General features: G+C 57.4%; 12 protein-coding genes. 6 read left to right on the top strand and 6 right to left on the bottom strand.

Translation table 11 applies throughout. From position 1 onward, the window contains the following. The 5 genes from VGE80_RS19275 to VGE80_RS19255 all read left to right on the top strand — a co-directional run. A partial coding sequence (locus tag VGE80_RS19275) for a hypothetical protein (RefSeq protein WP_440593789.1) occupies nucleotides 1-1,151 on the top strand: 1,151 nt, incomplete at its 5' end. A 42-nt stretch (nucleotides 1,152-1,193) separates the two neighbouring features. After that, complete coding sequence (locus tag VGE80_RS19270; protein WP_440593788.1) at nucleotides 1,194-1,922, top strand: alpha/beta fold hydrolase; 729 nt, start codon at nucleotides 1,194-1,196, stop codon at nucleotides 1,920-1,922. A 157-nt stretch (nucleotides 1,923-2,079) separates the two neighbouring features. After that, nucleotides 2,080-2,511 carry an OsmC family protein gene (locus VGE80_RS19265; protein ID WP_397571694.1) on the top strand — a complete coding sequence of 144 codons (432 nt, stop codon included), beginning with the start codon at nucleotides 2,080-2,082 and terminating at the stop codon, nucleotides 2,509-2,511. Between the two features lie 298 nt (nucleotides 2,512-2,809). Beyond that, entirely contained in the window at nucleotides 2,810-3,712 is a 903-nt protein-coding gene (locus VGE80_RS19260) for an ATP-grasp fold amidoligase family protein (RefSeq protein WP_373650012.1), read from the top strand. 286 nt (nucleotides 3,713-3,998) lie between these two features. Beyond that, nucleotides 3,999-5,135, top strand: coding sequence for a glycosyltransferase family 4 protein (locus VGE80_RS19255; protein WP_397571692.1), 1,137 nt, complete (start codon nucleotides 3,999-4,001; stop codon nucleotides 5,133-5,135). Nucleotides 5,136-5,201: 66 nt separating this feature from the next. On the opposite strand, the gene VGE80_RS19250 is transcribed toward VGE80_RS19255, so the two are convergent. Next, a complete protein-coding gene (locus VGE80_RS19250) occupies nucleotides 5,202-6,959 on the bottom strand; it encodes an ArnT family glycosyltransferase (RefSeq protein ID WP_440593787.1) in 1,758 nt (585 codons plus the stop codon). A 326-nt stretch (nucleotides 6,960-7,285) separates the two neighbouring features. On the opposite strand from VGE80_RS19250, the gene VGE80_RS19245 reads away from it, so the two are divergent. Continuing rightward, nucleotides 7,286-7,555, top strand: coding sequence for a FliM/FliN family flagellar motor C-terminal domain-containing protein (locus VGE80_RS19245; protein ID WP_373650015.1), 270 nt, complete (start codon nucleotides 7,286-7,288; stop codon nucleotides 7,553-7,555). 21 nt (nucleotides 7,556-7,576) lie between these two features. Here the strand turns inward: VGE80_RS19245 and VGE80_RS19240 are convergent, their stop codons facing one another. The 5 genes from VGE80_RS19240 to VGE80_RS19220 all read right to left on the bottom strand — a co-directional run. After that, nucleotides 7,577-12,334 carry an outer membrane protein assembly factor BamB family protein gene (locus tag VGE80_RS19240; RefSeq protein WP_440593786.1) on the bottom strand — a complete coding sequence of 1,586 codons (4,758 nt, stop codon included), beginning with the start codon at nucleotides 12,332-12,334 and terminating at the stop codon, nucleotides 7,577-7,579. Nucleotides 12,335-12,671: 337 nt separating this feature from the next. After that, entirely contained in the window at nucleotides 12,672-12,845 is a 174-nt protein-coding gene (locus tag VGE80_RS19235; protein ID WP_440593785.1) for a hypothetical protein, read from the bottom strand. Between the two features lie 175 nt (nucleotides 12,846-13,020). Beyond that, nucleotides 13,021-13,623 (bottom strand): GTP cyclohydrolase I FolE, encoded by a 603-nt coding sequence (gene folE / locus VGE80_RS19230; protein WP_373653847.1) that lies wholly within the window; start codon nucleotides 13,621-13,623, stop codon nucleotides 13,021-13,023. 83 nt (nucleotides 13,624-13,706) lie between these two features. Then, entirely contained in the window at nucleotides 13,707-14,096 is a 390-nt protein-coding gene (gene speD, locus VGE80_RS19225; RefSeq protein ID WP_373650018.1) for an adenosylmethionine decarboxylase, read from the bottom strand. Then, a partial coding sequence (locus VGE80_RS19220) for a hypothetical protein (RefSeq protein WP_440593784.1) occupies nucleotides 14,065-14,247 on the bottom strand: 183 nt, incomplete at its 5' end. The genes speD and VGE80_RS19220, both read right to left, overlap by 32 nt.

The raw sequence follows: 14,247 nt of genomic DNA, 5'->3' as shown, positions 1-14,247 counted from the left end.
CGGCCGCTTTGTCTTATCGTGAGCGAAGACTGCTGGGGCCGGGAGCCGAAGCAGAGTCGTTTCGGTCGGTCCGGGAATACGAAACGGCGCAGGCCGAGATCAATGTCGACAGCAACAAGACGGCGATCAAGTTGCCTGATCCGCTGAAGCTGATCGTGGCTCAGGGGCGTCCAGATGGTGTCGAACTGTATGGCCTGGCAGGTCTGTTGACCGCTAACGAACTCGATTTGATCCGCTCGCCAGCGGATAGCCTGGCCCTCATCGCACTCCTTCCGAATAAAGAAGTCGAGGTCGGCGATGAGTGGACCGTTCCCGGGTGGGCATTTCAGATGCTGACCGCTCTCGATGCGGTGATCAAAGGAGAACTCAAGTGCAAACTGGAGTCGATTGAGAAAGGCGTTGCGCGGATTCGAATGAATGGAAAGCTGGAGGGGGCGGCCGTCGGTTCCACGACGGAAGTGACCGTCTCGGGCTTTTATTCCTACCATCTCGAAGGGAAGTACATCTCGGATACCGACTTCGTGCAGCTCGAAACGCGCGCTGTCGGACCGGTCAGTCCGGGCCTGGAGATCAAGGCCCACATTCGGTTGCTGCGTCAGCCTGCGAAAGTTCCGGGGCGACTGGGCGATCGGAAGGTGATTGATCAGGCAAGCGAAGAACCGGACGAATCCGCCAAGTACATTCGGTTTGAATCCCCCTGGAATATCGGACTTCAACACGGGCGGCACTGGCACCTGTTCAAGGTTGATGAGAATGTTGCCGTCTTTCGATTGCTGGACCAGGGGAATTTCGTCGCCCAATGTGACATGGCTTCGATTGCTGCCGCCAAACCGGGTGAGCACCTGCCAGAACAGACATTTCTCAGTGATATCCGACGTTCCCTGGGGGATCGCGTTCGTTCGATGAGTAAGGGTGATGTCGTTCCTTCCTCAGATCGCAAGTTTGTGTTTAAGGTGATGGCAGAGGGACTGGTTGGCGAGCGCGCCATGACCTGGGTCTTCTACCTTGTCGCGGATCCGTCGGGGCGGCAGGCATCATTGATGTTCTCTGTCGATACTTCGCTGGTTCCCGCAATGGGGAAACACGATCGTGAACTGGTGGATTCTCTGAAGTTCGGCCCTGCCCCCCCTCCACGTGCCGCAGGAAGATAGGCGGACGACGGGGCGAATCTTGTTACCTGCAAAAGAACGACTGTGAATTCTGAATCGGTTCCTGGTTCACGCGACACACAGGCACCTCTCATCCTGTTGCCAGGCCTGGGGGGTGACAGCCGTATGTTCCGCCCTCAGCGCGTCGCTTTTCCTGACTTGATCGTTCCGGAGTGGATCGAGCCGCTTCCCCGGGAACCTCTGGTCGAGTACGCAGCCCGACTGGCGAAAGAGATCGATCCCGGAAAACCCTGCTACATCGGCGGGGTCTCGTTCGGGGGAGTCGTGGCACTGGAGTTAGCGACGCACTTAAACGCGCTGGAGTGCTTCCTGATCGGGAGTATCCGGTCACATCAGGAAATGCCGCGACGGTTGGCGATGTTTCGTCCGGTCTCCAGTCTGGTCATGGTTCCCAAGTGGCTTTCCCCCTTCGTAATGGGATGCTTTGGCCGCTATTTGCCACCGCTCCGACGGGGTGTGCTTCACCAATTGAATGACGCCGAAGGACGTTTTCTTCGCTGGGCCGCTCAAGCCATCCTCCGCTGGAAGCCTTCGAAGGGAGTCGAGAACCTGCGTGTGTTTCAGATTCACGGTGACCAGGATCTGATCTTCCCGCCCCAATTGACCAGGGCCGATCGAGTGATCGCGGGGGCCGGGCATCTGGTCTCCATGACCCACTCGGCTGCCGTCAACGGGTGCCTGCGCGAGCGGATGACGTTCCGGGATGCGTTGCCCGGTGCGGACTCTCCGCAGGGGTTTCCTGAACTGGACTGAATCGCAGGGCGTTCTGCCCTCCAGGCTGGTCTTCGCGTCACCGAAGTGAAGGTGGTCGAGCGTTGCCGACGTGATCGTGAACGCGGTAGGCTGGAACTGTCTGATCGACAATCCACCACGTGCGGGCCGTTCACTGAAGTCACAGGAGCCTGATTCCATGAAGATTACGAAGTTTGGTTCAGCCGTCTGGGAGGGAGGACTCAAGGATGGCCGAGGGGCGATCTCAACCGAGAGCGGCGCATTGAGCGCTTATCCCTACGGATTCAAGAGTCGGTTCGAAGGGATCCGGGGAAGTAATCCTGAAGAGCTGATTGCTGCGGCTCATGCGAGTTGTTTCACGATGGCATTGTCGCTGATCCTGGGCGAGGCCAATCTGACGGCTGAGAAAATGGAGACGAAAGCGGATGTCACGCTTGAGCAGGTCTCTGACGGATTTGCGATTACGTCGATCCACCTGACGCTCAATGCGAAGATTCCCGGTGCCGACAACGCCACATTTCAGGCACTTGCGGCGAAAGCGAAAGCGGGCTGCCCGGTTTCCAAGCTGATGAAAGCAGACATCACCCTGGATGCCAGGCTCGATGTCTGAATGATCTGATGTTTATGGAATTCCATGAGCGGGGGGGCGAGTCAATCGCTTCCGCCGCTCAGGAATGGATCTGGGAACTGAGGTGAAACGGGCTGGGCGAAAGCCGTCCTTTCGTGTTTCAGGGCCAGTCGATTGAGGTGTGCCTGCGTGATCCCGTTTCCGAGTTCCGTAAATCGCTGTGGGGCGTACCCTAAATCCACTCCTTTCGGAAATTTCGTTTTAGTTGAAGCGAGTTGAGAGCTTCACCCGATTTACTTTATGGGTTAGGAAGGCGGTCTGCCATATAAGGGAGTTGCCGATGGCGTCCATCCTGGATAGTTTGCCCAGTCATCGCGAAGGCGTGCTTTCACTCGCATTCCGACGGTGGCAGATTCAGAATCGGTTCTATCGAAGGTTCGGAACCTACGTAAACTTCAACAATCCGCAGACGGTCAACGAGAAAGTGCAGTATCGCAAGCTGTTTGGTAATCAGCAGCTTTATGCTCTTCTCGCCGATAAGTACCTCGTCCGACAGTTCGTCGAAGAGCGGGTTGGCGGGGACATCCTGATTCCCTTGTTGGGTGTCCACGATCGTCTCACACAGGATGCGTTTGATCATTTGCCGGACAGCTTTATTATTAAAGCCAATCATGGATGCAAGTGGCATCAGATTGTCCGCGATAAATCAACGCTGGATGTGAAGGCCACCTGCCGCCGCTTTAATCAGTTTCTTGGCCAGAACTATGCCAAAGCCTCGGGTGAGTATCACTATACGTTTATCAAACCTCGCATCATCATAGAACAGCTGCTGGATGATGCGGGTGACTCGCCCGTCGATTACAACTTCTTCTGCTATAACAGTTCCGAAGGCTTTGAGTACTGTCTGTCTGTGTCCACCCCTCGTCTGGAACGTCACGTCCATTTTGAACCGCACGGGGATGGATACGAGGGGACTTGTTCGGCTGAGGAAGTGGGTCGGTTGCGGAACCCGAAAAACTTTGATCGCATGGTCTCGATTGCTCAGGCGTTGTCGCGGGGTTTCGATTTTATGCGAGTAGACCTCTACAACCTGAACGGGGCAATTTACTTCGGTGAAATGACCAGTACTCCCGCCAGCGGGATGCGGGCGATTTCCAATCCCGTCCGGGCTGAACTTCGCAGCCGGCTCTGGAAACTGGATACGCATAATCCCTTGCTCTATCGCCCTCGAAAAGCAGCCTGATGTGCAGGTCGCAGGAGTCGCTGACAGACGTAGTCTCCACAGCGACCTTGAACTGCCAGACACATTGCTGCAGCCCGTGGTCTCTGTGGGCCCTGCAACTGCTGCCGTCGAATAACGAAGTTTGTCACGCTCTGCGCTTTCGTCGCCAAGTCACCGCGGCTCACGGTATGTGAGCTGGAAGATCAGGTTCGCTCTTTTACACGTTGGCGTCCCTTTGTTCTGCGAATTCAGGAACGTACGGACTATGTTCGACACTGTCAGGTTCAATGCAGACAGAGGTGCGCGAATGCGAGTGGGCTTTCTGGCGGATTCATTCCTGCCCACGGTCGGTGGAGCAGAGACCATGCTGGATGGGCTTGCGACACGTCTCACCCAAAGAGGTGATCACGTAACGGTTATGGCGCCGTACATCCGCGGCCGAAATAACTGTCTGAACGTTCCCTATTGTCTGAAGCGTTTCAGTCGCCCGTCATCCAAGCACTTTGGTGTCCGGCAATTGCTGATTCCGCTGGCGTGGCACCACTGGCGACACCAGTTCGATGTCCTGCATTGTAATAGTTCGTACCCATCTGCATTTCTTGGAACGACGCTGAAGTCGTGGACCAACCTGCCGGTTGTCGTTCGCCCGCATGGTGACGACATTCTTCCGAATCAGCGGATCTGCCGGCATCCCAAACTGGCCGCGCGCGTGAGGAAATCCTTGTGCAGCGCGAATGCAATTGTGGCTCAGGGCCAGTTCCTCAGGTCCGCGCTCCTGAACATCGGCGTACCGGACCGGCTGATTCATGTCATCCATAACGGGGTCGATCTGGATCGCTTTGCGGAAGGAGAGCCGTTTCCTCATCCTCGACCCTATATTCTGGCACTCGGCAATCTTTTTCGGCGTAAGGGTTTCGACGTACTTCTGGAAGCCCTGGCCCGAACTCGTCGTTCCGGGATTGACCTGCTGATCGCCGGTGACGGGCCTGAACGGGAACCGCTCACCGCGCTGGCGGCTGAATTAAAGGTTTCTGACCGGGTTTATTTCCTGCGTCATGTCAGCGGTCAGAAAAAGATTGACCTGCTGAGAAGTGCTCTCTTCCTGGTGGTCCCCTCTCGTTGTGAACCATTCGCGAACGTGGTTCTGGAAGGGCTCGCTGCAGGGTTGCCGGTGGTCGCGTCTGAAGTCGATGGCAACCCCGAGATGGTCATTCCCGGTCGGAACGGAACGCTGTTCCCCAATGAAAATGTCGAAGCTCTGGCGGCAGAGCTTCAGCGGTTGATGGAATCCCCGATCGAGCGAGACCGACTCAGGCAGGAAGTCCCCGAGACGGTGCAGCGATTTGACTGGTCACAGATCACTCAGCAATACGAGTCGCTGTACAGGTCCGTCATTCGCGAGGCCCGGCACACGGGGATCTGGGAAGAACGCAAAGCCGCTTGATGCAGCGATGTTTCAGAAATCTGTCCGAGGCGTAGGACCCTGACCGATTCGGCCGCACTTGCCGACTTAGTTCCGGTGGATGACTCGCGTCAGGTTTTCGAACAGATTGAGCGGGAGAGCAGGCTCGTGCGGTGTCTGCCCCAGTTGCTCGTCTGTGGAAACTCGTCGACCCACGAAGACACGGTCCTTCGGTGTGTCACGACCTTTCAGTCGGTCACACGAGATCACGGCAATCTGCGTCCACTCGAATGGCAATTCCGGCGGGTCGCTGTCGCAGGTGTGCAGGCAGAAGTAGTCATAGTCATCATCGCCGTCTCCTTCCGGAATCGTGACGATGGGAATCGGCTCTTCGTAAAAATACGCGAACGCGTGGTGTACGGGACCCAGGCTGACGAGTTGTGAATCGGCGGGAAGCGATTGCTTGAGCTGTTCAAGTTGGCCGGCAATATCTTCGCAACGACGCTCCTGCACGGTCACAATCAGGCAGACCTCAACCAGGGCCAGAAAGGTGGCGATGCTCATTACGCCGCGTCCCATTCCTCGCTCTGACAGATCCTTGAGGGACGACCAGGCAATGTAGGCCAGAGCGAGAGCCGCCGCCGCATACCCCAGCGCGTTGACGACCGACAGGGCAATGCGCATGGCTGGAAACAGCATGGAAACCGCTACGACAACAACGGCGGAACCCGTCATCAGGTAGACCATCGACTGGACATAATTGGTCCAGGCATTATCGGGATCAAGGGTTGGACGGAGTGCTGCCAGTCGATCGACCGCGATTCCAATCAAGGCCGCGAAGCAAGGGAACAGGGGCATGTAGTAGCGCACTTTTGAGCCGGGTGGCAGCCAGACTGAGATGAATGAGAAGCCAATGCAGATGGCCAGAAACAACGCACCTTCCCGCTGTACTCCCGAAAGCTGGCGAACGCGACGGCTGCCATAGGCCAGCAGCAGCAGCGACCAGGGCATCAGTCGCACAAACAGCAGTTCAGCGGGAAATGTGACGAGGTGGCCCAGAAAGACACCCCAGTGACGATCCACGAACCGACCGGCGACGTCTCCGAAATAGATGTTCCAACTGTCTTCGATCCCGCGATACCAGGCGAATGGACCCTGCCACGCTCCTACGGTGACGATGAAGACCGAAATGCCAAGGATGTGAGGCCAGGTGACAATCTTTCTCCAGTTGTTTGTGGCCAGCAGGAAAAGCGTGGTGGCACCAACAAAGTAAAGCGGGGCCTGCAGTCCTTTGGTCAGCATTCCCATCGCAGTAAAAAAATAGCCGATCGACCAGAGTTGCCATTCAGGCCATTTCTTCATCCAGCCCCAATGCCAAAGCAGCATCGATGCCGCGACGAACAGGCTGAATACCGCTTCGGTTTCCGCCGAGCGACCGAATTCCATGACAAGCGTCATTGTCAGAAACGAGGCCACACCTGTCAGGCTGCCAAGTCGGCCGATGTACTGGCGCAGATATCCATACATCATGACGGCGATCAGGGCGACCGAGATGACGCTGGGGATTCGCGCGGACCAGACATCGAAGGCTCCCGTCATCAAACCGACAAACGCAATCAGCCAGTTTTGCAGGGGAGGCCGGCTGGGGAGAAAAACTCGTTGCGTTCCGGGAACCAGCCAGTCACCGCTCTCGACCATTTCGCGAGCGATCTGCGCACGTCGGGGCTCTTCACCAAACAGGGGGAGCGCATCGAGTCTTACGCAGAAAGTGATTCCAATGAGGAACAGGATCAAAAGCAATTCCCGCTCTGTCCACCACCGGGGTTGCTGTTCTGGGTCAGTGGGACGGGGGGTAGCTTCAGACATCCGGACAATCCTTCTTCCAGGTGTGACGAATCCTTGAATGGAAGCGGGGACTGACCTGGAATGACAACCTCGGCAAGCTGGCAAAAACCGCCGATCCCTGCCCGACCAAGTCCTTCCCTGGAGTGATCGCAGCGGGGTTCTAGAAGAATAGGCAATTTCGGTCAATGTGATTTGCACCACCGGCAAAAACTGCCGGAGCGATTTTCGAAATTAGCTCGAAGTTGCCAGCGGTACCGTTCCGATAAGAGCCAGATCAGACTCCTGTCAGTTCGCCTTGCGCGATCCCATCTGTGCACGTCGGCTTCGTTTCCTCGGTGAGAATTGCCGTGTCCACGCTCACGCCTGCAAATGGTCAAAACCGGATCAACGCCTTGAGCGTGCCTGTTTCCGTAGTTGTCTGCGAGAAGGTTGTGAAGCTGGAACAGCTTCTTCAGTGGAGCCCCGGAGATATTCTGACCTTCGACAAATCGCCGTCGTCCGAGTTGTCGCTGCAAATCGGTCATCGCCAGGTTGCTTCCGGCCGAGCGGTAACGGTAGGAAACCATGCAGCGATTCGTCTGGTGAATGTCAGCGACTCGCGTTCGTCTGTCCGCTGACCCTGTGCACGTCCACAGGATTTATTCCTCTGAGACGGACGACTTCCCCTGCAGTCCATTCACAGTTTTCTCGGTCCACAGAATTCCGCGACCCTCGGGCGTGAACAGGATCTCTCTGGGTTCACTGTCCACGACAAGACTCTGTACGACCTCGCCCGTCTGACCACTGCAAATCAGTAACCGCCGAGGCTCGTCTGATTTTGTTCCGATTGGCCAGGTTGCGATCGTCTCGAAGTTAAGTGGTTCCGCAGCATCCTCGGGCAGGGTCTGGTCAGGGCCGGGATGGCCACGCGGTGGCCAGATTAACGCGGTCCGCCACTGCGTCGATACATCGCCCAGGTAGCATTCAAATCGGACCTCGCCGCTTGTCAGTGAGACGCTGCGAAGAGTTCCCTGACTGGCTGCGTAGAGCGTGTTCGGGCCTCCGGTAATCTGCCGGTCGGGTTGTTCGACGGGGAAATCGGCAATCCCTGTCGACCATTTCCGACGACCGTTCACCGGATCAAAACAGAAGAGGGACGACCCGTCGGCGATGACTGTCAGTTCTGTGGGGTGGGGCCAGAGGACCGGGTAGGCATTCCCGATGGAAAAATTTCGATACTCCCAGTCGTTCTGTCGGGTTTCGGTGGTCGGGAGTCCGGTGGTGGCGGGTGTGGGATCCAGTTGCCGCCAGACATACAGGCTCGACAAGTCGTCGAGGCCCGATGTTTCACGGATGCGTGAGTTTCGTCGACGGATGAAGACTTCTTCCGCGATCATCTGCTCCGCCTGCGATGAGGCTGCGACTGGCGTGGTAGGGTGACTCACCTGTGATTGTTCGGTCTTCTGGCAGACCAGATGGAATTGCTGATTGATTCCCATGATGCGACCGCGCATGCTGACGGGGGTCGATTGCCATGGCTCTCCCGCGACGGGAATCTGACTGACTTCCCAGCGCTCGTCGGGGGAGGGAGCGGTGGCCAGCCACGTTCTTGTCGGTTTGGTGGTTTCCATGATCACAGCCAGCGAACGCTGAGGCGTGAGCGAAGTTTGTCCCTCGCCGTCCCGGGGACCGGCGCCGTCGTTGTTGGGACTGGCATCGGGATTCGCACGTGCGGGCACAATAACAGAGCCAATATTGTGGAACGCATGCAAGCGTCCCGGTGGCTTGAGTGTCGCCACCAGTTGTCCGTCATCGGGATCGATGATCCGCAGGCCGCGATCGACGTCGAACTGCGCGGGAAATTTCCCGGACGTGCTCACGTCTAGAGATTCACCAAGGATGTACGGCGTCGACTGGATAAAACTTGTCTCATTCCAGATCCGGCGTCCCGTCTCAGGGACACGGGCTTCCCAGCCGTAGGGGGTTCCGATCAGGAGGTGGGTGTTGGTCCAGCACGCCATCACAGCGGCGTGTGGAGCGTGCTCTTCCCATCGTACCTTCCCCGTTCGTGAATCCAGACATCGCCATACCCAGTCGTTGCGGGTCTTGCGCCGTTGTTCACAGAGCAGGATCGAGGCAAACTCAGGAGAAGGAGGGACATCTTGCGGCACGACCACTTTGGTTTCAGTCGTGACTGGTCGAGACCAGTTTCGTTCGAGAAAGAAAGGGAGCTGCCCCAGGGAGTCGCTTGCGCGTTTCTTCGCAGACAGAAATTCACCCAGACTGGAGGTCTTGCCACGCGACGTAATGGTAATCGAAGGGTCGAGATGACTGAGCGATTTTCGTAATCGGGATTCTGCCGTTTCCAGTTTTCCTGCATCGACAAGATCGATCATGGCGACGGTCGATTGGGCCAGTGTCTGGTCATCGGTGGCGTCGCGGCGGAACTCGTTCAGCAGTGCATAGGCTTGCGAGATTTCGCCAGCATCCTGATGAATCTGAGCCAGCAGGCGACGGGCCTCCAGGGTGACCTCGGCGTGCGGGTAGCTCTGGATCAACCACTGAATCTCGGCCGTTCGGGGCGAGTCTTTCAGCTCTTCGAGCTTTCGCACGGCCTCGGCTTCGATTTCTCGATAAGGAACCCGGCCATGAACATCGATCAGAGCGGCCATACGGTCGATCGCGTCCTGACCTGCCGTGCGAAATTCGCGTGGGTGCTCCGCCAGCATTTCATCGTTCAACAGTGACTGAAGGCTGGTCAGTGCCGCTTCGATATCTCCCAAGGCCTCTTCCACCCGGGCCAGGTCGAAGCGAAGCTGAATACGATCTGTGATATCTTCAGCCACCTCCTTCGCCCGGCTCCAGTAGTCTCGTGCGGAAGCAAGATCGCTTTTGTCGAACGCGGCCTGTCCCGCAGATTGCAGGAGTTGCGTGAGCTTGCGGCGGGCGAGGGGGACGTTGGGATCGCTGCGGTTTCCTCGCGTCAGAATTGCGCCGTATTCCGTCGCGGCCTGTTCTATGCTTCCTTCCGCCGCCTCGATTTCTGCGAGTTGCAGTTGAATCGACGTATTATCAGGCTGTTGCGTCAGCTCACGCTCAATCCGCTGCCGCAGGATACTGTACTCGCAATAGGCAGACAGGCGATTCGATTGCGCGACCAGGAGAATTCCGTTCGCCAGGGTCAGGTTTCCACCAAGCTGAGCCGAGTCGGGTGTACGAAGCGGAACTCGTCGGACCAGATCGCCGGTCTTTTGAGAAACAAAGTCGATCGAATCGCGACCGGGGACAAGAATCTGATCACTGGTCAGGAGGCCGCGGCCGGTGCCGGTGACACGCGGGCTGGATGTCGTCCAGACTCGGGTCCCTTCGTTGATGTCGATCGCCCAGAGTGAGGTTCCACTGACGATCAGCCGGCCTGCAGCACCTCCTTCGGCCACTCCCAGAATATGGTGCCACTGATTTTCACGTCGTTGCCGGGTTTCGAGCTCGCGGCGTTCCAGCTCGGAAATCTGGTTTGGTGAACTCGTCAGGTAATGGAACTTCCATAGAATCTGCCCGGAATCGGCTTGAATGCAATAAGCAAAATCGGCGTCGTTCGGTGCGACGAATAACAACCCGCGGTGGAACATGGGGGGAAGCAGCCCCTTACGACTGGGGTCGCTCAGGACGATGGCAGAGTCATTCGTGCGGCTTTCGTAAGTGACAGCCCATTCCAACCGGCCATCCTGATCATTGAGTGCGATGATCGCTCCCACGTCAGTCGATAAGAACAAGCGGCCTCCACCTGCCGTCAGCAGCAAGTGGCTGACGCGGTTCGCGCTTTCATCGACGGAGCTGCGAAACCCGCCAACCGGGGTACGCCACAGCAGTCGACCCGACGACGAATCCAGGCACACAACCATCAGCTCCAGTTGCGGATGGCGGCGGCAAACGGCGAAGTAAGCTCGGCCTCCGACGACAACGGGTGATCCTTCGAATCGCCAACCCTCTTCAGCGAACAGTTCTCGCGAGGCGATTTTCCAGACCAGCTTCCCTTCCTGAGTCAGATCCAGGCAGACCAGATCCGAAGTCAACTCACGGGACTGCTGGTTCGACGGGCAGTTCACCGGGGATCCCATCCGTGCATAAAGTCGCCCTGCAGAAATCGTCATCGTGTAGTAAGGGATACCGACAGACACCCGATCCGGGATTTCATTCTGCTCGTCTGGGACGGAAGGATAGATGACAGCCGGATCGTCGCCACTCGACCGCCATGCCGGTTCACCGGTGAGCAGGTTCCAGGCCCGAATCGAATCCGAGTCGTTAACGAGGACCGTGTTCTCGTAGACGACGGGAAAATAGCTGAGCGGTTCGAACTGAAAAGGAAATGGATCGACCGGGCGGCGCAACAGATTGGGCTTCAGAGGGCGTAGCCACCTCAGTGAACCGACATCGACGGTCTCGGGGCTGTTCCAACTTCGGGTCGGTGTCATGGCAAACGTTTCGACGGTTCCCGTTTTCGAGTTCGGGACCCACGTTTGTGATTCTTCCAGCAGGTTTTTCAGTCGGTTCGCCAGAATGACTCGCTCACCGGCAAGCCAGCCTTCGGACGTGGGGTAGCGCTCTGTGAACTGGCGCAACTCTTCGGTGGCACGGTAGAGGTCCTGTTCGAGTATCGAGCACATGACGATGCGAGCGAGTATGGTCGGTTGATCGAGATCGGCGTCGGGATACCGCAGAACCGAAGGATAGTTGAGGGGATCGACCTTTTCAGGCAGCGGGACGAGTTGTTCCCACCACGATCGGGCAGCCGAAAATTCTCCGCGATCCCATGCTGCTTCACCCAGCGCCAGCAGTGCATCATCACCGTAGCTGCTCATGAAAAATTGATGGACAATACGCTGCAGTTCTCCCGCATCCCGGGTTCGTTGCCAGTTCTCGTACCAGCGCTTGGCCTGCGGATCGAACTTGCTGCGGTAGGACTGACGCCCTGCTTCAGGGATTCGCGAAAGCAGCACGTTGCAGCGGGATGAGACGTTCAGATACGTGGCCACACCACCGGCAACGCCAGGCTGCAGGCGGACCAATCCCTTGTTTTCGCTTTGCGCGATCTCCTGCAGAATCGCAATTGCCTCGGTCCACCGTTCATCGGCCAAAAGGTCATTGACGGTTTCAAACCGCTTGAGAAGCTGACTATCAAAAGGAAGCGAGGCGTTTTCGCGGAACGAGCGGTGCGGAGGCTGGCTGGTGTTCTGACTCCCGGCCGGCCTGTCAGGCCGCTTCTCCATCCCCTGTTCGGCATCCGCCTCGTTGGGACGCTCTTGTGCCAGAGACGCTGAAGTCCCCGCGAGAATCCCCCACACGATTGCGATCAGGGCTGCGCGGGCCAAAGCATGAATTCGATCGACAGAGTGTCGAATTCCAGCAGACTGCAGCATGGACGTTCTCCAGGTCTTCGACCGACGCGTACGACTCTCTGATCCTGCGAAAGCCGACATCGGATCGGCACTCCATTTAAGAGACGCCCACGTGACGATGCAAGGTGTGGCCTCCTTCCATGGCCGAAAGTCGGGGCATTTCTCTCGCTTCGCTCAGCGAAGGCAGGGCCTTCACCCCACGCACCTTCGATCAACGTGACCGCGTCACGGTGCTGGTCAATCGCGGATCCGCACGCTCTCTCTGCCGCTCCTGTCTGGCCGGCCGGCATCGTTGGCGATGAGCGAAGATTGTCTGCGCCGCCAACAGGGCGGAGGAACTATTTCTGGGGTCGCTAAACTAAGAGGCTTCCCGCAGGGATGTTCCGATCCAGAAGAGGACCACTGCTGCAGTCAGAAGTGCGGGCATCCAGATCAGGCTGAAGCCAAACTGAAGCTGCCACCACGAGATGAGCGGCGTGGCCGTCAAGACCAGGAATTGCAGCGTAAGGCCGAGGTAATGCTTGATTCGCATGGTGGTTTGGCCGGGGCGAAGATGCTAATTGACCCGATCACATTGTGGCGAATGTTCGATGGAGTGTCGCCCCATCCTGCAGCCCAGTGTCCGTCGTCACTTCAACGTCGTTCGTAAAAGTGCAGGCGATCATGCCGCCGAAGCGGACGACGGGGCCGGGCGATATGCCCTCTGATTAACCGAGATGCTGTCGTGAACCCTGGATGAAGCCCATGACTTCAGCACGGCTGCTCTGATTGGTTTTGAAGAGTCCACGGACGGCGCTGGTGATGGTCACGCTGCCCGGCTTGCGGATGCCTCGGATGGTCATGCAGGAATGGCCCGCTTCGAGCACGACGATGACCCCCTTCGGATCCAGTTCTTCCTGGAGAAGATCTGCGATCTGGTGGGTCATTCGTTCCTGCACTTGCGGTCGATGAGAGACTTCTTCGACAACGCGAGCCAGCTTGGAAAGGCCAACGACTTTTCCTCGCGGCAGGTAACCGACATGCGCGACGCCGATGAACGGCAGCAGGTGATGTTCACACATGCTGTTGAACGAGATATCACGAACCAGGACGAGTTCGTCATACTGTTCGGCGAAGACTTTCTTGAGATGCCGGCCTGGTTCGAGGTGCAGGCCCATGAACAATTCGGCATACATACGGGCGACGCGTGCGGGAGTTTCCAGCAGACCGTCTCGGTTGGGGTCTTCCCCGACCGCTGCCAGAATTTCCCGGATTGCGCGTTCAATTCGCGGCAGGTCTGCCGCGAAGGGAGTTTTCGCCGCCAGTGGCAGCGATGAGCTGCCACTGGAATGCGAACCGTGAATGCAATCGCCGTCTTCTTGCGTTGATGACTCACTCACAATACGAGCCCCCTTCAGGCATTGGCCAACTGACGTGACCGATTTTGCTTGATCGAGGGGGGCATGACGCCGCGCTCAAGTTCCCGAACTTCTGCGGTTGAGGCTTTGAATGCTTTTCGTAGCACTTCCGCAGCCGCTTCCGGTTTGGTCGTAGAACCACAGGTAAAAACGTCGGCCGCCACATATCCGTATTCGGGCCAAGTATGAATCGAAAGGTGGGATTCAGCCAGCACTGCCACTCCGGTGACACCTTGAGGACTGAATTCGTGCACAAAAATATTCAACAATGTCGCGTTTGCAGCTTGCACAGCGTCCCGCATTGAGCGTTCGACTCGCGCCGCGTCATTGATGATTTCGCCACAGCCCCACAATTCAATAATGACATGCCTGCCCAAGTGCTCCATCAAAACGCTCTCTTTCTAGCTTGTTGTCGGCGGTGGCCGACGCGGAAACATTGCCCACCCGTGGTGCTGATTCGATTTCGTCTTCAGTCGGTTGCGTGACACGGGTTTCATTCAAAAGGGTGACAGGGACAGAACACCTGACCTGATCCAG

It is taken from the genome of Schlesneria sp., assembly GCF_036405755.1.
Classification (GTDB): Bacteria; Planctomycetota; Planctomycetia; order Planctomycetales; family Planctomycetaceae; genus Schlesneria; species Schlesneria sphaerica.
This window is presented reverse-complemented; position numbering and strand designations above follow the sequence as displayed.